General features: G+C 73.4%; 17 protein-coding genes. 9 read left to right on the forward strand and 8 right to left on the reverse strand.

The window, feature by feature from the left end; all coding sequences use genetic code 11:
* Nucleotides 1-2: 2 nt before the first annotated feature.
* Nucleotides 3-782: a TVP38/TMEM64 family protein gene (locus tag OG259_RS34545; RefSeq protein ID WP_328945808.1), complete on the reverse strand. Its 780-nt coding sequence runs from the start codon at nt 780-782 to the stop codon at nt 3-5.
* A 104-nt stretch (nt 783-886) separates the two neighbouring features.
* Here OG259_RS34545 and OG259_RS34550 point away from each other — a divergent pair, with 104 nt between their 5' ends.
* The 3 genes from OG259_RS34550 to OG259_RS34560 all read left to right on the forward strand — a co-directional run bounded on the left by OG259_RS34550 (nt 887) and on the right by OG259_RS34560 (nt 3,513).
* Nucleotides 887-1,636, forward strand: coding sequence for a DNA alkylation repair protein (locus tag OG259_RS34550; RefSeq protein ID WP_328945809.1), 750 nt, complete (start codon nt 887-889; stop codon nt 1,634-1,636).
* A gap of 48 nt (nt 1,637-1,684) precedes the next feature.
* Nucleotides 1,685-2,542 carry a patatin-like phospholipase family protein gene (locus OG259_RS34555; protein WP_328945810.1) on the forward strand — a complete coding sequence of 286 codons (858 nt, stop codon included), beginning with the start codon at nt 1,685-1,687 and terminating at the stop codon, nt 2,540-2,542.
* Nucleotides 2,543-2,667: 125 nt separating this feature from the next.
* Nucleotides 2,668-3,513: a spermidine synthase gene (locus OG259_RS34560; protein ID WP_328945811.1), complete on the forward strand. Its 846-nt coding sequence runs from the start codon at nt 2,668-2,670 to the stop codon at nt 3,511-3,513.
* Here the strand turns inward: OG259_RS34560 and OG259_RS34565 are convergent.
* Nucleotides 3,475-4,818: an MFS transporter gene (locus tag OG259_RS34565; protein ID WP_328945812.1), complete on the reverse strand. Its 1,344-nt coding sequence runs from the start codon at nt 4,816-4,818 to the stop codon at nt 3,475-3,477. The two genes, OG259_RS34560 and OG259_RS34565, sit on opposite strands and share 39 nt — an antisense overlap.
* 168 nt (nt 4,819-4,986) lie before the next feature.
* A complete protein-coding gene (locus OG259_RS34570; RefSeq protein WP_328945813.1) occupies nt 4,987-6,162 on the reverse strand; it encodes a hypothetical protein in 1,176 nt (391 codons plus the stop codon).
* Nucleotides 6,163-6,284: 122 nt separating this feature from the next.
* Here OG259_RS34570 and OG259_RS34575 point away from each other — a divergent pair, with 122 nt between their 5' ends.
* Nucleotides 6,285-6,722 (forward strand): DUF4442 domain-containing protein, encoded by a 438-nt coding sequence (locus OG259_RS34575; RefSeq protein ID WP_266903093.1) that lies wholly within the window; start codon nt 6,285-6,287, stop codon nt 6,720-6,722.
* 208 nt (nt 6,723-6,930) lie between these two features.
* Nucleotides 6,931-7,584, forward strand: coding sequence for a DedA family protein (locus OG259_RS34580; RefSeq protein ID WP_266903091.1), 654 nt, complete (start codon nt 6,931-6,933; stop codon nt 7,582-7,584).
* An 80-nt stretch (nt 7,585-7,664) separates the two neighbouring features.
* Here OG259_RS34580 and OG259_RS34585 read toward each other — a convergent pair whose 3' ends face one another.
* On the reverse strand, nt 7,665-8,192 hold the full coding sequence (locus OG259_RS34585; protein ID WP_328945814.1) for a gamma carbonic anhydrase family protein: 528 nt from the start codon (nt 8,190-8,192) through the stop codon (nt 7,665-7,667).
* A 131-nt stretch (nt 8,193-8,323) separates the two neighbouring features.
* Here OG259_RS34585 and OG259_RS34590 point away from each other — a divergent pair, with 131 nt between their 5' ends.
* Nucleotides 8,324-9,070, forward strand: a complete 747-nt coding sequence (locus OG259_RS34590; protein WP_266902816.1) for an acyltransferase — start codon at nt 8,324-8,326, stop codon at nt 9,068-9,070.
* Between the two features lie 60 nt (nt 9,071-9,130).
* Here OG259_RS34590 and OG259_RS34595 read toward each other — a convergent pair whose 3' ends face one another.
* Entirely contained in the window at nt 9,131-9,994 is an 864-nt protein-coding gene (locus OG259_RS34595) for a DMT family transporter (protein ID WP_328945815.1), read from the reverse strand.
* A 104-nt stretch (nt 9,995-10,098) separates the two neighbouring features.
* Between OG259_RS34595 and OG259_RS34600 the strand changes: the two genes are divergently transcribed.
* Both OG259_RS34600 and OG259_RS34605 read left to right on the forward strand, forming a co-directional pair.
* Nucleotides 10,099-10,671 (forward strand): helix-turn-helix domain-containing protein, encoded by a 573-nt coding sequence (locus OG259_RS34600; protein ID WP_328945816.1) that lies wholly within the window; start codon nt 10,099-10,101, stop codon nt 10,669-10,671.
* Nucleotides 10,672-10,782: 111 nt separating this feature from the next.
* On the forward strand, nt 10,783-11,346 hold the full coding sequence (locus tag OG259_RS34605; protein WP_328945817.1) for a YbaK/EbsC family protein: 564 nt from the start codon (nt 10,783-10,785) through the stop codon (nt 11,344-11,346).
* Nucleotides 11,347-11,362: 16 nt separating this feature from the next.
* On the opposite strand, the gene OG259_RS34610 is transcribed toward OG259_RS34605, so the two are convergent.
* The 3 genes from OG259_RS34610 to OG259_RS34620 form a co-directional block, all read right to left on the reverse strand.
* Entirely contained in the window at nt 11,363-11,803 is a 441-nt protein-coding gene (locus tag OG259_RS34610) for a CoA-binding protein (protein WP_328945818.1), read from the reverse strand.
* Between the two features lie 79 nt (nt 11,804-11,882).
* Nucleotides 11,883-13,355 (reverse strand): carboxylesterase/lipase family protein, encoded by a 1,473-nt coding sequence (locus OG259_RS34615; protein WP_328945819.1) that lies wholly within the window; start codon nt 13,353-13,355, stop codon nt 11,883-11,885.
* 49 nt (nt 13,356-13,404) lie between these two features.
* Nucleotides 13,405-14,916 (reverse strand): long-chain-fatty-acid--CoA ligase, encoded by a 1,512-nt coding sequence (locus OG259_RS34620; protein ID WP_328945820.1) that lies wholly within the window; start codon nt 14,914-14,916, stop codon nt 13,405-13,407.
* Nucleotides 14,917-15,102: 186 nt separating this feature from the next.
* Here OG259_RS34620 and OG259_RS34625 point away from each other — a divergent pair, with 186 nt between their 5' ends.
* Complete coding sequence (locus OG259_RS34625) at nt 15,103-16,554, forward strand: PucR family transcriptional regulator (RefSeq protein ID WP_328945821.1); 1,452 nt, start codon at nt 15,103-15,105, stop codon at nt 16,552-16,554.
* The last annotated feature ends 4 nt before the right edge of the window (nt 16,555-16,558 follow it).

Here is a 16,558-nt window from a genome sequence, read left to right on the forward strand (position 1 = left end):
CGCTAGCGGGGGCTGCCCACCGTTTCGGGCTCCGGCTTCGACTCCGGCTCCGGCTCCGGCTTCGGCGCGACGGCCGGAGCCGGGGCCCGCAGGTGGTGCCGCTTGCGCCAGGCGACCACGGCGGCCGCCAGGCCGGACAGCGCGATGAAGCCCGCCGAGAAGAGGAAGGCCGGGGAGCCCGGTTCGCCCGCCTGCGCGCCCGCCACGACGTACGCCGCCGTGTTGGGCAGCGAGCCGAGCGCCGTCGCCACCAGGAACGGTACGTACCCCATCCTGGAGACCGCGGCACAGTAGTTGGCCGCCGCGAACGGCACCCCCGGGAACAGTCGGATCGCCAGCATCGAACGGAACCCGTGCCGGCTGAGCTGCCCGTCGGCCGCCGTCAGCCAGCGGCCGCGCAGCATCGGCCGCAGCGCGTCCTGCCCCAGGTAGCGGCCGAGGGTGAAGGAGATCCCGGCGCCCAGCACCGTCCCCGCGATCGCGGCCGTCAGACCGAAGGCCGAGCCGAAGAGCGCGCCCGCCGCCAGATTCAGCACCGGGCGCGGTACGAACGCCGCCGTGCACACCCCGTACGCCAGCCCGAACAGCATCACCGCGCCGGCGCCGCTCGTCTGCTGCGGCCAGCCCGATGAGAGCAGCCGCTGCGGCTCGTACAGCACGACGAGGGCCGCCGCCGAGAGCAGCAGCAGCGCGAGCATCGAGAGCCGTGCGCGGGGCGCGAGCAGGGCCCGGGAGCAGCGGAGGGCGACGGAGCCCGGCGGCCGGGGCACGGGAGCGAGCATTCGGGGAGAGTAGCGGACGCGTCCGTATGATCGCCGTAATGTGCGTCATGTCCGTGGGGCCGGATCCCGGAGCACCCATGACAGGGCACGACAGGGAGGGTCCCATGACCGACACCGCACGACCGGCCGGCGGCCCCGCCGGCCTCGCTGCCGACACCCTCGTCGACGTCCCCGACAGCGCCCTCGCCGACACCGTCCTGGAGCGGCTCACCACCGTCTACCCGGCCGCCGGGAACCCCTTCCGGGCGCAGGAGATGGTCGCGTACATGAAGGGTGTCGCCCCCTTCCTCGGGCTTCGCACCCCCGAGCGCCGGACCCTGTCCCGTACCGTCCTCGACGGCGTTCCGCGCCCCGACGAGCGGGACTGCGCCGCCGTCGCCCTGCGCTGCTTCGCCCTGCCCGAGCGCGAGTACCACTACTTCGCCGTGGACTACCTGCGCCACCATGTGAAGCGCTGCTCGTCCGGGTTCCTGCCCGTCGCCCGCCGGCTCGTCACCACCGTCTCCTGGTGGGACACGGTCGACCACCTCGCCGCCCATGTCGTCGGCGGTCTGGTCGCGGCCGACCCCTCCCTCGGTGACCGCATGGACGAGTGGATCGAGGACGAGGACCTGTGGGTGGCCCGTACGGCGATCCTCCACCAGCTGCGCTTCAAGGAGTCCACCGACGCGGACCGGCTCTTCGCCCACTGCCTGCGCCGCGCCGCCGACACCGACTTCTTCCTCCGCAAGGCCATCGGCTGGAGCCTGCGCGAGTACGCCAAGACGGCCCCGGCCGAGGTCCGTGCCTTCGTCACCGCGAACACCGCCCGCCTTTCCCCGCTCTCGGTCCGCGAGGCCCTCAAGCACCTCTGATCCCACCCCGGTCGCACAGTGCCCCAACTGCTCGGCCAGACTGGGTACATGACGCAGAAGGCGAAGCGGACGGCTCTGGTTCTCGGCGCGGGTGGGCTCGTCGGGGCCGCTTGGGAGGCCGGGGTTCTGTGGGGGCTCGCCGAGGCGGGGACCGATCTGGCCGGTGCCGATCTGATCGTCGGCAGTTCCGCGGGTGCGGTGGTCGGGGCGCAGCTCGCCTCCGGGGTTCCCGGCCTGGAGGGGCTGTACGAGCGGCAGCTGAGCGGGGCCGTCCCCGAGCCCGCCGCCCGGCTCGGGATCCTCACGGTGCTGCGGTACGCCGTAGCCGTTCTCAGCTCCCGCACTCCCGAGGCGTACGGGCGCAAGGTCGGCCGGCTCGCCCTCGGCGCCCGTACCGTCGACGAGACGGAGCGTCGGGAGACGGTGGCCCGGCGGCTCGACCCGGTCACCGACTGGCCCGGACGGCGGCTGCTGATCACCGCCGTCGACGCGGTGAGCGGTGAACTCGTCGCGTACGACGCCGGGAGCGGGGTCCCGCTGACCGATGCCGTCACGGCGAGCTGCGCGATTCCCGGCGTCTGGCCCCCTGCCACGATCGGCGGCCGCCGCTGGATCGACGGCGGCATCCACTCCACGGCCAACGCCCATCTCGCCGACGGGTACGACCGGGTCGTCGTCGTCGCCCCCAACGGTCAGGGCAACAAGGTCGTGCTCTCCCCGGCCCGGCAGGGCGCCGACCTCGCGGCCCGCGGTGCGCGCGTCGAGGTGATCACCCCCGACGCCGACTCCCGCAGGGCCATCGGCGGCAACTCCCTCGACCCCGCCCACCGCGCCGCCGCGGCCCGCGCCGGCCGCTCCCAGGCCGCCCGCCACGCGGAGGCCGTCGCGGCCGTGTGGACCGGCTGACTCTGCGTGGCGCCATCGCCGGGACCGACCGGCCTTCCGCAGCCCTGCCCGGGACCGACGGCCTGCAGTAGCCCTGCCCGGCACCGGCTGACCTTCCGTCGCACCGTCCCCGGCACAATGAGAGCGTGAACGAGCACATTCCCGTCCTCCGCGAGGTCGACCAGGGCACCGCGCGCCTCATGCCCGATGTGGACCGGGAGCGGGCCTGGCTCCTGACGGTCGACGGTGCACCCCAGTCGTACGTCGACCTCGACGACCCGGCGTACCTGGAGTTCGAGTACGCGCGCCGGCTCGCCCATGTCGTCGACGGCGCCGCCGACGACGGCGAACCGCTGGACGTCCTGCACCTGGGCGGCGGCGCGCTCTCCCTGCCCCGATACGTCGCCGTCACCCGCCCCGGCTCGCGCCGGGACGTGGTCGAGGCGGACCGGGGGCTGCTCGCGCTGGTCGCCGAACACCTGCCGCTGCCCGAGGACTCCGGGATCACCGTGCACGGCGCCGACGCCCGGCGCTGGCTGGAGGCGGCCCCCGACGCTTCGGCCGATCTCGTCGTCGGTGACGTCTTCGGCGGCTCGCGCGTGCCCGCCCACCTCACTTCCGTGGAGTACGCGCGCGAGGTCAGGCGCGTCCTGCGACCCGACGGCGTCTACGCCGCCAACCTCGCGGACGGGGCGCCGTTCGCCTTCCTCCGCTCTCAGCTCGCCACCTTCGCCGCCGTCTTCCCCGAGCTCGCGCTGGTCGCCGAACCGGCCGTCCTGCGCGGCCGGCGCTTCGGGAACGCGGTCCTGGTCGCCTCCGGCCGGGAGATCGACATCGCCCACCTCGCGCGGCGGGCCGCGGCGGACGCCTTCCCCGCGCGCGTGGAGCACGGGGACACGCTCGACCGGTTCACCGGCGCCGCGGCACCGGTCCTCGACGCCGGCGCCGTGCCCTCACCCGTTCCGCCGGAGGGCGCCTTCGGCATCGGCTGAGGCGGGTGCGGCCGGAGCGGGCGCGGCCGACGCCTCAGGGCCCTTGATCTCCTTCGTGTGCGGACGCCGGGTCAGATTCCGCACGTCCGGTACGAGCAGGACGAGAGCCGTGACCAGCACCATCAGCCCGGCCGCGCCCCACAGCGCCGCACTCCGGCCGAACGCGGTCTCCGCCGGGCCCGCGAGCGCCGTCGTCAGCGGCAGCAGGGCCGTCGAGCCGAACCAGTCGTAGGCCGAGACCCGGGACAGCTTCTCCTCCGGGATCTCCTGGTGCAGGGCCGTCATCCACGAGACGCCGAAGACCTCGATGGCCACGCCGCTCACGAACATCGCGGCCGTGAGCCCCACCGCGTCGAGCGGCACGGCCAGCGCCGCCGAGGGCAGCGCGATGGGGAAGACGCCGAGCGTTCCGATGAACAGCAGCCGGCGCGGCTTCCACCGGGCCATCAGGACGGCGCCCCCGAGCGTCCCCACGCCGTACGCGGCCAGCGCGATGCCCCAGGGGCGCGCGCCGCCCAGTTCGGCCTTGGCGACCAGTGGTCCGTACACCGACTCGACCGCCCCGATCAGTCCCACCACCACGGAGAACTGGGCGACGATCGACCAGAGCCACGGCCGGCCGATGAACTCGTGCCAGCCCTCCCGCAGATCGGCGAAGAGACCGCCGCTGGGAGCGCGCTCGGGGATGCCGCTCACGTCCAGGAACGCGCGCAGTCCGCCCGCGACGGCGAAGGCGATCGCGTCGATCAGGAGGACCCAGCCGGGGCCGACGAAGGCGACGAGCGCACCGCCGAGCGCCGCGCCGCCGATGGACGCGCCGTGCATGGCCATCCGGTAGACGGCGAAGGCGCGGCTCGCCTGCTCCCCCGTGACGCTGGACATCAGCATGCCCTCGGCCGCCGGGTTGAAGAAGGCCTGGCCGGTTCCGCAGAGGCCCGTGAGGACCATCATCTGCCAGATCTGGGCCTCACCGGAGAGCACGAGGGCGGCGAAGACGGCCTGGGAGAGGCAGTTGAGGGTGTTGGCGGCGACCATGACCCGGTGCCGGGGCACCCGGTCGGCGACCGCGCCGCCGATCAGCAGGAAGAGGACCAGCGGCAGGAAGCGTGCCATCGCCACGAGTCCCACGTCGCCCGCGTCGCCCTTGGCCTCGAACACCGCCCAGGTCGTGGCGATCAGCGCGCCGTGCGTGCCGAGGTTGGTCACGATGGTGGCGGCGGTGAGGAGGACGTAGTTGCGTCCGGCCCACTCGGGTCGGCGGGAGCCGAAGGGGGGTCGGCGCGGGGAGGCGGCGGGATTGTTCACCCCGGGACTATCCCTGGCGGGCCGCTCGGATGCCAAACCGATATTCGGACGGAGAGGCCCGGGGCTCGGGTGGGCGCGCGGGCGGGCAAGCCGGTGGCCGGACGGGCCGGGCCCCGGCGCGTGGTTCGTCCACGCGCCGGGGCCCGGTCGGTCGGGGCAGTCGGACGGTCAGGAGGCCGGCGCGAGGCGGACCGTCGAGAGGATCTGCTTGATGGTGGCGTCCGGCAGTTCGTCCTTGACGCCGTCGGCCCCGTAGAGCACCCAGGTCGTGAAGTCGCCCTTGGCGTTCTTGAAGGTGAAGGCGATCGACTTGCCGTCCGACTCGCACTTGTTGCGCTTCTTCACACCAGGCGCCGTAGCGGTCGCCATGTGGCCGGTGAGACCCGACTTCGTCTTGTACGCCACGGGCTTGGTGATCTTGATGGTGCTCTGCGGCATGTGCTGGGCGTAGCCGCCCCACACCCACGTACCGGCCTCGCTCCGCGCGGCCTCCGAGGTGTTCTTGGCGCCCTGGCCGCCCTTGGTGCCGGCGGTGCTCAGGCCCCAGGTCTCGTTGGTGCCGTTCTTGTCGGTGTCGTACGTGCACCACTCGCTCTTGAGGCGCGTCGGCGACGACATGGTGACGAGCGGGCTGCCGTCGTTCTTCTTCTCGTCCTCGAAGAAGGTGATCATTCCCGGCTTCAGGACCTCCCACTCCGGCGGTACGTCGAAGAGGGTGCCGTACTTCGGGTTGTAGACGACCTTCCAGCCGGGGATCGTCGGCTGCTGGGCGGCGCCGTCGCGCGGGTTGTCGATCCCGGACGGGCTGTCGCTCGGGTCCGTCGAGGGGATCGTCGACGGGTCGGTGGAAGGGTCCACCGGAGCGGAGGTCACGGGCGGCTTCGGGTCGTCGGCGACCTGCTTCTTGTCGTCGTCCTTGCCGAGCACCAGGAAGCCGGTGACGCCGGCCGCGACGACCACGGCGGTCGCGGCGACGATCGCCACGAGCGTCGTCTGCTTCTTCTTCCCGTCGTCGGGGCCGCCGGGCTGACCCGGTCCGGGCACCGCGTACTGCTGCGCCACGGTCGGCTGCTGGTACGGGTTCGACTGGCCGTAACCCGGCTGCTGTCCGTACCCCTGCTGCGGGTATCCGGGCGGCGCGGGCGGCTGCTGTCCGTAGCCGGGCTGCGTCGGCTGCTGCTGCGGGTAGCCGGGCTGTGTCGGCGGCTGCTGCGGATACCCGGGCTGGGCAGGCGGCTGCTGATACGGGTTCGGCTGCTGCTGGTACCCCGACTGCTGGTAGGGGTTCTGATTCTGGTCCTGCGGGTTCTGCTCGCCCCCGGGCGGCTGCTGTCCTGGCCACATGGCCAGTAACCATAGAGGTGCGGAGGCGGCTCGACCACGTCCGCCCCCGGACGTGGTGCGCGGGAGGGTATGGCCAAGGCTGCTACTCGTGGGTAACATCACGGTCCATGAGCGCAGACCAGATGACCGTCGGCGAGATGCTCGCCGCGACGGTCCCCATGGCCGGAACCCTGAACCTCGAGTTCCTGGAGACCACCGCCGAGCGCGCCGTCGTGCGCCTGCCGGATCAGCCCGCCTACCACAACCACGTCGGCGGCCCGCACGCCGGAGCGATGTTCACGCTCGCCGAGTCCGCCAGCGGCGCCATCGTGCTCGCCGCCTTCGGGGACCAGCTGAGCCGCGCCGTACCGCTCGCCGTCAAGGCCGAGATCGGCTACAAGAAGCTCGCCATGGGCATCGTCACGGCCACCGCCACCCTGGGCCGCCCGGCCGCCGAGGTCGTCGCCGAACTCGACGCGGGGGAGCGCCCGGAGTTCCCGGTGCGGATCGAGATCACCCGTGAGGACGGCGCCGTGACCGGCGAGATGACCGTCGTCTGGACCCTGCGCCCGAACGCCTGACCCGCACGCCCGACCTCGGACGTCGCGAGCCGCCCCCCGTATCCCGTCCCGGGTGCGGGGGCGGCCGCGTTCCGGGCGGCCGACGGCGGAGGGCGTACCCCCTGACCGGGTAGGCTGCCCCGGCGTGCCCGCCGCGGTGCACGCCGGCGCCACGGCCCCCGACCACGGGCCCGGCGCGGCAGAGCAGTCGAAACGGGAGGAAGCCGCGTTGCACGTCCAGGAGTGGCTGGAGACGATCCCCGCGGTCGCCGTCTACGTCCTTGTCGCGGTGGTGATCGGGCTGGAGAGCCTGGGCATCCCGCTGCCCGGCGAGATCGTGCTCGTGAGTTCCGCGCTGCTCGCCTCGCAGCACGGTGACATCAATCCGTACGTGCTCGGCGCCTGCGCCACCGCCGGTGCGATCATCGGTGACTCGATCGGCTACGCGATCGGCCGCAAGGGCGGCCGGCCGTTGCTCGCCTGGCTGGGGAAGAAGTTCCCCAAGCACTTCAGCGAGGCCAACATCGGGCTCGCCGAGCGCTCCTTCGAGAAGTGGGGCATGTGGGCGGTCTTCTTCGGCCGCTTCATCGCCCTGCTCCGCATCTTCGCCGGGCCGCTCGCGGGCGTGCTGCACATGCCGTACTGGAAGTTCCTCGTCGCCAACGTCTTCGGCGGCATCCTGTGGGCCGGCGGCACGACGGCCGTCATCTACTCGGTCGGCATCGTCGCCGAGGCCTGGCTCAAGCGCTTCTCGTGGCTGGGGCTCGTCCTCGCCGTGCTGATCGGCGTGGCCTCGATGCTGATCATCAAGAACCGCGCGAAGAAGGCGGCGGCGGAGCGGTCCGACGCCCCCGAGGCGGAGCCGGTCGCGGTCGCGGACTGACCACGGGAAGCACGTGGAGGAGGGCGGTACCCGTCGACGGGTACCGCCCTCCTCCACGTGGCCGACCGGGGCCGTTCGACTCAGTCCTCGAACGCCTCGGCGTGGCCCTTGGCGAGCAGCAGGTACATCTCGGCATTCAGCTGGATGCCCGCCTTCTCCTCCTCGGTCAGCGGACGGCGGACCTTCGCCGGGACGCCCGCGACCAGCGAACCCGGGGGGATCTCCATCCCCTGCGGTACGAGCGCCTGCGCGGCGACCAGTGAACCGGCACCGATCCGCGCACCGTTGAGGACGGTCGCGCCCATGCCGACGAGCACGTCGTCCTCGATGACACAGCCGTGCACGGTGGCGTTGTGGCCGACGGTCACGCGGTCACCGATCGAGACGGGGAAACCGGGGTCGACATGGACGGTGCAGTTGTCCTGGATGTTGGAGTCCTCGCCGATCGCGATGGGACCGCAGTCCGCGCGCAGCACCGTGTGGTACCAGATGCTGGCGCGGGCGCCGAGCGTCACCTCGCCGAGCACCACGGAGGTCGGGGCGGTGAAGGCGGTCGGGTCGATCTGCGGCTCCTTGCCGCCCACACCCTTGATCAACGCCTCTGTCATGGTTCGCTCCTGATCGTCAGCCGTCGTGTCACGCCCGGGGGTGCCCCCGGCCGCAGCCTATGCGGTGCTCATGACGGACATCACAGCGCACCGCACTGATCAGGCACGACGGTGCCGACTACGGTGTCCGGGTGCCCAGGAACAGAAACACGTTCTCGTCCCTTGCCGCCTGGCGGCGCCGGATGCTCAACCGTGCCGTACAGGGCGGTTGGCGCTGGGTGCAGGAGACCGGCTCCGTCACTGCCGAGCACCCGGGGAAGCTCCGCTTCCGCCGGCTCGGCGCGGGCACCCGGCTGGCCTTCCCGCAGGGCACGGTCTTCGGCGAGCGGTGGATCGAGATCGGCGAGTGCTGCATCCTCGCCGAGCAGGTCACGCTGACGGCCGGAATGCTGCCGGGCCTGGACCTCGGGGCGGACACGGTGCTGACGCTCGGCGACGGGGTCGTCCTCGGCCGGGGCAGTCACGTGATCGCCGACGCGAAGGTGAGCATCGGCTCGGACACGTACTGCGGTCCGTACGTCTACATCACCTCGACCAACCACAGCTACGACGACCCGGACGAGCCGGTCGGCCGCCAGTGGCCCCGCTCGGAACCGGTCTCCATCGGCCCCGGCTGCTGGCTCGGCACCGGCGCGGTGATCCTCCCCGGCGCCCGGCTCGGCCGGAACGTGGTCGTCGCGGCCGGCGCGGTCGTACGCGGCGAGGTGCCGGACCATTCTGTGGTCGCCGGCGCCCCGGCCAGGGTCGTACGGAGCTGGGACCCGGAGAAGGGCTGGCAGCCGCCGCTGCGGACCCCCGCCCCGGTCCCGATCCCGGAGCACGTGACGTCGGAACAGCTCGCGGCGCTCGCCAAGTGGGAGGTCGAGCGGGCGGGCTGAGCCCCCGCGACCGCCCCGGTGGCCCCCCGCGACGCCGTGGCCTGTCCGGCGGAGCGGGGTCTAGCCGGTCGCGAGCAGGACCGTGCCCACCAGGGCCAGGCCCGCGCCCGCCGCCTGGACGGCGCGCAGGCGTTCCTTGAGGACGCCGTACGCCGCGAGCGCCGTGACCACCGGGTAGAGGCTGGCGAGGACGGCGGCGACGGTGACCGGGCCCTGCTGGGCCGCGATCGCGTACGTACCGTTCGCGGCGACGTCGGCGAGGCCGACGAACGCGAGGGCCGGGAGGGCCGCGCGGATCACCTGCGGGCCGCCCTCGGGGAGGGCCCGGCCGCCCCGCTTCACCGAGGCGTACAGCGCGCCGCCGCCCACCAGGACGTTGGTGACCCGCTGGACGAACAGCGCGAGGAAGAGGCCGGTGACCGTCGTGGAGGCCTCGGCGATCAGCGCCATCACCGAGCCGAAGCCGAAGGCCGCGACCAGGGTGAGCAGGACGGCCTGGCGCTGGACGGGCGCGCCGCGCAGCTCCGGCCCGCCGGCGAGGACCACGCCGAGGATCGCCACGCCGATCCCGGCGAACTGCACGAGGCCGGGCCGGTCGCCGACGAGGAGGCCGACCGAGACGGGGACGACGACGCCGAGCGAGCCGAGCGGGGAGACCACGCCCATCGGGCCGAGCGCGAGCGCCTTGTAGAAGGCGAGCATGGCCGCCGGGCCGACGACGCCGGCCCCGACCGCGTACCAGAGCTGCGGCCCCGCCTCGGTCCAGGCGCCGGTCGCGAGGACGATGCCGCCGAGGACGACGACGGCGAGGAGCTGGGAGACCACCACGACCGTGAGGGCCGGGATGCGGCGCGTGAGGAGCCCGCCGCCGAAGTCGGCGAGGCCCCACAGAAGGCTGGTGGCCAGGGCGAACAGGGCGGTCATGGGTCCTCACAGTCACGGACGGCAGTACAGTGCAGTGAACAATCGGGTACACCTCACCGTAGTTCAGTTCATTGAACTCTGTCATCCAAAATATTGGACGGAATGTGTCGGACCTCGATCAGCTCACGCAGTCGCTCGCCCGGAACCTGAAGCGCTGGCGCAAGGAGCGGGGACTCACCCTGGACGCCCTCGCCGCACGGGCGGGCGTCAGTCGCGGCATGATCATCCAGATCGAGCAGGCCCGGACGAACCCGAGCGTCGGCACCACGGTCAAGCTCGCCGACGCCCTCGGCGTCTCCATCACCACCCTGCTCGACTACGAGCAAGGCCCCCAGGTCCGGATCGTCCCGCAGGACCAGGCCGTCCGCATGTGGTCCACCTCCACCGGCAGCCACACCACGCTCCTCGTCGGCACCGAGGCCCGCGGCCCCCTGGAGTTGTGGTCCTGGACGCTCATGCCGGGCGACGGCAGCGCCTCCGACCCCCACCCCGACGGAACGGTCGAGCTGCTCAACGTCACGGCCGGAGTCCTCACCCTGGTCGTCGACGGCGAGGAGCACACCCTGCCGGCCGGCACCTCCGCCGTCTTCGAGGCCAACACGGCGCACGAGTACCGCAACGACGGCGACGAGCCCGCCGCGATGACGATGGCCGTCTCCATCCCGCCCGTACGCTGACGACGGCCGCCTGCGTCCCGTCCGTACGCCGACGCCCTGCCCGTACCGCTGCCCGCCCGTACGCTGAGACGATCGGCCGCGCACCGAGCGGTGGTTGTTAGCGTGAGGCGCATGCGCGCACCCATCGGAGACTTCGACGACGTCCGGCCCGCCCCCGACTGCCTCGACCTGCTGACCGGCCCCGTCGCCGCGGCCGTCCGGGCCTGGACCGGGCCCGTACCGGCCGATCAGCTGCTGTACGTGGACACCGACCCGGCCATCGCCGACACCGCCGTCTTCGTGGAGCACTACGGGCCCGCGCTGCTCGACGACTCCGCCAACTGCGTGGTCGTCGCGGGCAAGCGCGGCGAGACGACGACCCTGGCCGCGTGCGTGGTGAAGTCGGCGACCAGGGTCGACGTCAACGGGGTCGTACGCAAGCACCTCGGTGCCCGGAAGGCCTCGTTCGCGCCGATGGACACCGCGACCGGCGAGACCGGCATGGAGTACGGCGGCATCACCCCCATCGGCCTCCCGGCCGACTGGCCCCTGCTCGTGGACGCCGCCGTGGTCGACACCGCGTGGGTCCTGGTCGGCAGCGGCCGCAGGCGCGGCAAGCTGATCCTGCCGGGGAAGGCCTTCGCCCAACTGCCGGGGGCGGTCGTCCTGGAGGGGCTCGGCGTCCCGGTCGGCTGAGGATCCCGCGAGGGCCTCAGCCCAGGCGCGGGATCTCGATCGCGGGGCAGCGGTCCATGACCATGTCCAGGCCCGCCGCGCGCGTACGGGCGAAGGCGGACTCGTCGATGACGTCCAGCTGGAACCAGACCGCCTTCGCGCCGATCGCGACCGCCTCGTCGGCGATCCCGCCCGCCTGCTCGCCGTTGACGAACACGTCGACGACGTCGACCGGGAAGGGGATGTCGGCGAGGGACGCGTAGCCCTGCTCGCCGTGCACGGTCTCCGCCTTCGGGTGGACCGGGACGATCCGCTTCCCGAAGCGCTGGAGGACGGCCGCCACTCCGTACGCGGCCCGTGCCTGGTTCGTGGACAGGCCGACCACCGCCCAGGTGTCGCCCGTGGACGTGAGGATCCGCCGTACCGTCTCCTCCGCGGAGTAGCCGGTCGGTTCGGCGGTCGTGGTCTCGACGCTCATCGCGCTCGCTGCCTCTCTTCGATGTGGCCCGTCATCCTCGTCAACGGGCCACCACCTGACCTGATTCCCGCCGGCGGCCTCAGACGTCCCAGGCGCGCCGTTCGGCCTCCCGCGGCGCCTCGATCAGGGACGGGACACCCGGGCCGAAGGTCATCACCGGACGGGCCGGGTCCCAGGTCCGCCAGCCCGGGTCGCCCGTCGCGGCGAAGGACACCCAGGCCGCGTGCATCGCCGCCGCCAGGTCGCCGGGCGCGTCCGAACCCGTCAGGGCGCGCGTCTCCGGCAGGTCCAGCGTGTCGAAGACGAAGCCGAGTTCCAGCGCGTGACAGGCACCGAGGCCGAGTACGGGGGAGCGCCAGCCGAACTCGTACATGTACGTTCCCGCCCGCGCGCCGGAGCGCAGCCGGGCGTCCGCGAGGGTGTTCAGCGGGATCCGCAGCAGCTTGTCCGTGGCGAGCGCGCCCAGGATCTCGCCCGGCTTCTCCTGCGGGCGGCCCGCGCGGTACACCCGGGCCGCCCGGGCCGGCACCTTCGCCTTCCACAGCAGGAGCCGCTGGACCAGGGGACCCACCCTGTCCGTGACCCCGCTCGGCACGAACCACAGCCGGTACTCCTCCGTGGTCGTGCCCATCAGCAGGTCCACCTCGGCCGAGGCGCCGTCCGCGAGCGCCTGCGCCGGATCGCGCGGCACCACCTCGCCGTCGACGACGATCTGGAAGGAGTGCCCGCCGGTCAGCGGCGAGCCCTTGCCGGTCACCTCCGTCTGCGCCCCGAGCAGCTCTTCCCTGTCCACGCGCGCGAAGGCCTCCGCCGTGGCCGGCACCTCGAGCCGGGCGGCCACCGCTTCGGTGGCCCGGCGGGCCTTGTCGAGGGGCTGCGCGATCGGAGCCCCGCTCTGCACCACCGCCCGCCGGAACAGCCCCTTCGCCGGCGGCGAGGCGAGCAGCGCGGCGATCGAGATCGCACCCGCCGACTCGCCGAACACCGTCACCCGCTCCGGGTCCCCGCCGAACTCCGCGACGGTGTCCCGCACCCAGGTCAGCGCTGCGATCTGGTCGCGCAGGCCGAGGTTGCCGGGAGCGTCGGGGAAGACCCCGAAACCCTCGATTCCCAGCCTGTAGTTGACCGAGACGAGGACGACCCCGTCCCGCGCGAAGGCGGTGCCGTCGTAGACGGGGACCGCCGAGGAGCCGTGGATCAGCGAACCACCGTGGATCCAGACCATCACCGGGCGTCCGCCGTCCTCAGCGGACTCCGGTCCGTCCCCCCACGGCGCCCACACGTTCAGGTTGAGGCAGTCGTCGCCCGCGACGTCCGGGTCGGGGAGCAGGGCGTCGAGCGGCGGGGCGTACGGGCGCTTCGGCGCCGTCGGACCGAAGGCCGTGGCCTCCCGGACCCCGTCCCAGGGCTCGACCGGTTCCGGCGCGCGGAACCGCAGCGGGCCCACCGGGGCCTGTGCGTAGGGCACCCCCAGGAAGGCGGCCACGCCGTCCTCCAGACGGCCCCGCAGCGCTCCGTACCGCGTGCGGACCTCAGGTCCCCGCTCCGTCATCGATGCCACCCTTCCTCCGACTGCCGGTCATGCAGGTCTACGGATACGGCTACGGCCGTGGCCGCGTCCACGCCTGCGACTGCGCCACGAGCGCGCGCTTCAGGACCTTGCCGGTCGGGCCCAGCGGCAGCTCCTCGACGAACCGCACGATCCGGGGGTACTTGTGGCGGCCGAGGCGCTCGCGCGACCAGTCGACGAGCTCCTCCTCGGCGAGCGGCGCCGCGCCCTTCCGGCGTACGACGACCGCGCACACCTCCTCGCCCTTCGCCTCGTCGGGGACCCCGATCACCGCGACCTCCGAGACCGAGGGGTGGCGCACGAGCACCTCCTCGACCTCGCGCGGGTAGATGTTGAAGCCGCCCCGGATGACCAGGTCCTTCTTCCGGTCCACGATCCGCAGGAAACCGTCCTCGTCCCGTACGCCCAGGTCACCCGTGCGGAACCAGCCGTCGACGACCGCCGCCGCCGTCGCCCCCGGATCGTCGAGGTAGCCGGCGAACACGTTGTGCCCGCGCACCACGACCTCCCCGGTCTCCCCGTCCGCGAGCAGCAGGATCCCGGCGTCCACGGCCGCGTCCGCGATGCCCACCTCGACACCCCAGACCGGGTGCCCGACCGTGCCGGGCCGACGGCCGATGTGCGGCTGGTTGAAGGTCGCGACCGGTGAGGTCTCCGTCAGGCCGTACCCCTCCAGGACCTGCGTGCGGAAGGTCTCCTCGAAGCGCTCCAGGACGGCGACCGGAAGCGCCGCGCCGCCCGACACGGCGGTCCGCAGGGCCTCCGGCCGTGCGTCGGACCCGGCCGCCGCCTCCACCAGGGCGTGGTACATCGTCGGTACGCCCATGAAGACCGTCACACCTTCGTCGGCGAGCACCCGCAGGGCGGCCGGACCGCTGAACCGGGGCATCAGCACGAGCGTCGCGCCCTGCCGGAGCGTCCCGTTCATCGCGCAGGTCTGGCCGTAGCTGTGGAAGAGCGGCAGACAGCCGAGGACCACGTCGCCCGCGCCGAGACCGAGCAGGTCCTGCGAGGTCACCGACGCGTTCATGACGATGTTGAGATGGGTGAGCAGGGCCCCCTTCGGCCGGCCCGTCGTCCCGCTCGTATAGAGGATCACCGCCGTGTCCGAGGGCTCGGCCGGCTCGGCGGCGGCCAGCGGCTCCGCCGCCGAGGGCGCCCCCTGGAAGGCGCGCACCCCGGCCGCGCGCGCCGCCTCGTCGGCGACCGCCCACAGCGGACCGCCGCTCACGATGCCCACGGCGCCGCTGTGCTCCAGGACGTACCGCACCTCGTCGGCGACGAGCAGGGCGTGCACCGGGACGACCGTCGCGCCGGCCGCGAGCGCCCCGTAGTACACCCGGAGGAACTCGATGGTGTTCGGCAGCAGCACGGCGATCCGGTCGCCCGGCTTCACCCCGGCCTCGCGCAGCCCGGCGGCGCAGCGCAGCGCCTCCGTCCACAGCTCCCCGTAGGTGAGCCGGGCCGCGCCCTCCACGACCGCGATCCGGTCGGGGAAGTGGCGGGCGGACTCGCCGAGGACGCCGGCGACGCTCAGTGACATGGCACGCTCCAGGTACGCGGAGTCAACAGCTCTGTTGACGATCGGTGACACGGCCCAGAATCCGCCGCGACCCCGCCCGGACGCCATGTGCAGGTGCCCACCATGTGGGCCGGCGAGCTGGGCAGTGGCCCCGCCGTCGCGCCCGACCCGTGGCATTCGCCAAATTGCGGAGCTACCGTGCGAGCCATGACGCACAGCTCGGCCGCACCCGGCGAGCCCCCGGGGGCACACTCCGGCGGAAGCCGCACCTCCCAGGGCCGCGCGGGCGGCTCCGGCGGGCCCCGCACCCCGCTGGGTTCCACCGGCGGCTCCGGCGGAGCCCACACTCCGCTGAGCGGTTCCGGCGGCACCGGTGGCTCCGGCGCGCTGCGCCGCGCCCTCGCCACGACGATGCTCGCCGACGTCGACCGGCTCACAGACCGTGCCGTCGACGACATCCGCGCCCACTCCGGTACGTACGCGTCCGGCGCGCCCGTCACCCGTGAGGACCTCTGGGAGATCTGCCGCGACAACCTGCTGCGCGCCCTGGAGGACTTCGGCGGCCTCGCCCCGACCGGCGGCGACTTCGAGTGGGCGGCCCGCGAGACCGGCCGCCGCCGCGCCGAACAGGGGGTGCCCCTGGACACCGTGCTCCAGGCCTACCGGCGCGGCGGCCGGGTCCTCTGGCAGGTCATGGCCGAGTACCTCAGGGTCCGGGCCGGGCGCGAATCCGACAGCCGGGACATCGAGCTCGACATGGCGAGCGGCGTCTGGGAGACCATCGACCGCTTCTCGGTCGCGATGGCCGACGCGTACCGGATCGCCCAGCTGGAACTCCAGAGCCGCCAGGACACCCGGCGCGTCGCCCTCTTCGAGGCGCTGCTCGACGGCCGCGCCGACGACCCCGCCGTCGCCTCGGCCGCCGCGGCCGCGCTCGGCGTCCCTCCGGTCGACCGGTACGTCGTCGTGGTCGCCGCCCAGGACCCCGCCGCCCCGCCGCACCCCTCGCCGGTCCTGGAGGCCCAGGGCATGTGGTCGTACTGGCGGCCCCGCTCCGGCCGGTACGCCGGCATCGTCCGGCTGCCCCGCCGCGACGCGCCCCCCGGGCGGACTCCCTCGGCCCGTCCGGGCGGCGGAGCCGACCCCGCCACGCGCGCGCTGCTCGCGGCACTGCGCGAGCGGACCGGGGCCACCGCCGGGGTCTCGCCGGAGTTCGAGCGCCTCTCCCAGGCGGGGCGCGCCCTGCGGCTCGCCGAGCAGACCCTCCGTACCCTCCCCGCCGGCAGCGGCGAGGTCGGCGTCTTCGACGACCGGCTCGCCCAGGTGCTGCTCAGCGGGCGCACCGACATCGCCGAGCGCATCGTGACCGTCCACCTCGGCCCGGTCCTCGCCACCGGCGGCGAACGCGCCGCGCTCCTCACCACCCTCCGTGCCTGGCTCGACCACGGCTGCTCGGCCTCCCGGGCAGCCGACCAGCTCTACTGCCACCGCAACACCGTCCTCAACCGCATCGGCCGCATCTCCGAGCTCACCGGCCGCTCCAGCGAGTCGGGCGAGGCCCGCCTCGGCTGGGCCCTGGCCCTGCGCGCCCTGCCGTACGCCGGGCTCGCCACCCCGCCCGAACCGGCCGCCGGGGAGCGCGAGGCCGACAGGAGCTAGGGGT

Origin of the sequence: Streptomyces sp. NBC_00250 (assembly GCF_036192275.1) — a bacterium.
GTDB lineage: Bacteria > Actinomycetota > Actinomycetes > Streptomycetales > Streptomycetaceae > Streptomyces.

What these genes read in the sequence shown, in the direction of transcription:
- OG259_RS34545 (WP_328945808.1), bottom strand. Translation starts at nt 782, where the DNA reads ATGCTCGCTCCCGTGCCCCGGCCGCCGGGCTCCGTCGCCCTCCGCTGC.
- OG259_RS34550 (WP_328945809.1), top strand. Translation starts at nt 887, where the DNA reads ATGACCGACACCGCACGACCGGCCGGCGGCCCCGCCGGCCTCGCTGCC.
- OG259_RS34555 (WP_328945810.1), top strand. Translation starts at nt 1,685, where the DNA reads ATGACGCAGAAGGCGAAGCGGACGGCTCTGGTTCTCGGCGCGGGTGGG.
- OG259_RS34570 (WP_328945813.1), bottom strand. Translation starts at nt 6,162, where the DNA reads ATGTGGCCAGGACAGCAGCCGCCCGGGGGCGAGCAGAACCCGCAGGAC.
- OG259_RS34575 (WP_266903093.1), top strand. Translation starts at nt 6,285, where the DNA reads ATGACCGTCGGCGAGATGCTCGCCGCGACGGTCCCCATGGCCGGAACC.
- OG259_RS34585 (WP_328945814.1), bottom strand. Translation starts at nt 8,192, where the DNA reads ATGACAGAGGCGTTGATCAAGGGTGTGGGCGGCAAGGAGCCGCAGATC.
- OG259_RS34595 (WP_328945815.1), bottom strand. Translation starts at nt 9,994, where the DNA reads ATGACCGCCCTGTTCGCCCTGGCCACCAGCCTTCTGTGGGGCCTCGCC.
- OG259_RS34605 (WP_328945817.1), top strand. Translation starts at nt 10,783, where the DNA reads ATGCGCGCACCCATCGGAGACTTCGACGACGTCCGGCCCGCCCCCGAC.
- OG259_RS34610 (WP_328945818.1), bottom strand. Translation starts at nt 11,803, where the DNA reads ATGAGCGTCGAGACCACGACCGCCGAACCGACCGGCTACTCCGCGGAG.
- OG259_RS34615 (WP_328945819.1), bottom strand. Translation starts at nt 13,355, where the DNA reads ATGACGGAGCGGGGACCTGAGGTCCGCACGCGGTACGGAGCGCTGCGG.
- OG259_RS34620 (WP_328945820.1), bottom strand. Translation starts at nt 14,916, where the DNA reads ATGTCACTGAGCGTCGCCGGCGTCCTCGGCGAGTCCGCCCGCCACTTC.
- OG259_RS34625 (WP_328945821.1), top strand. Translation starts at nt 15,103, where the DNA reads ATGACGCACAGCTCGGCCGCACCCGGCGAGCCCCCGGGGGCACACTCC.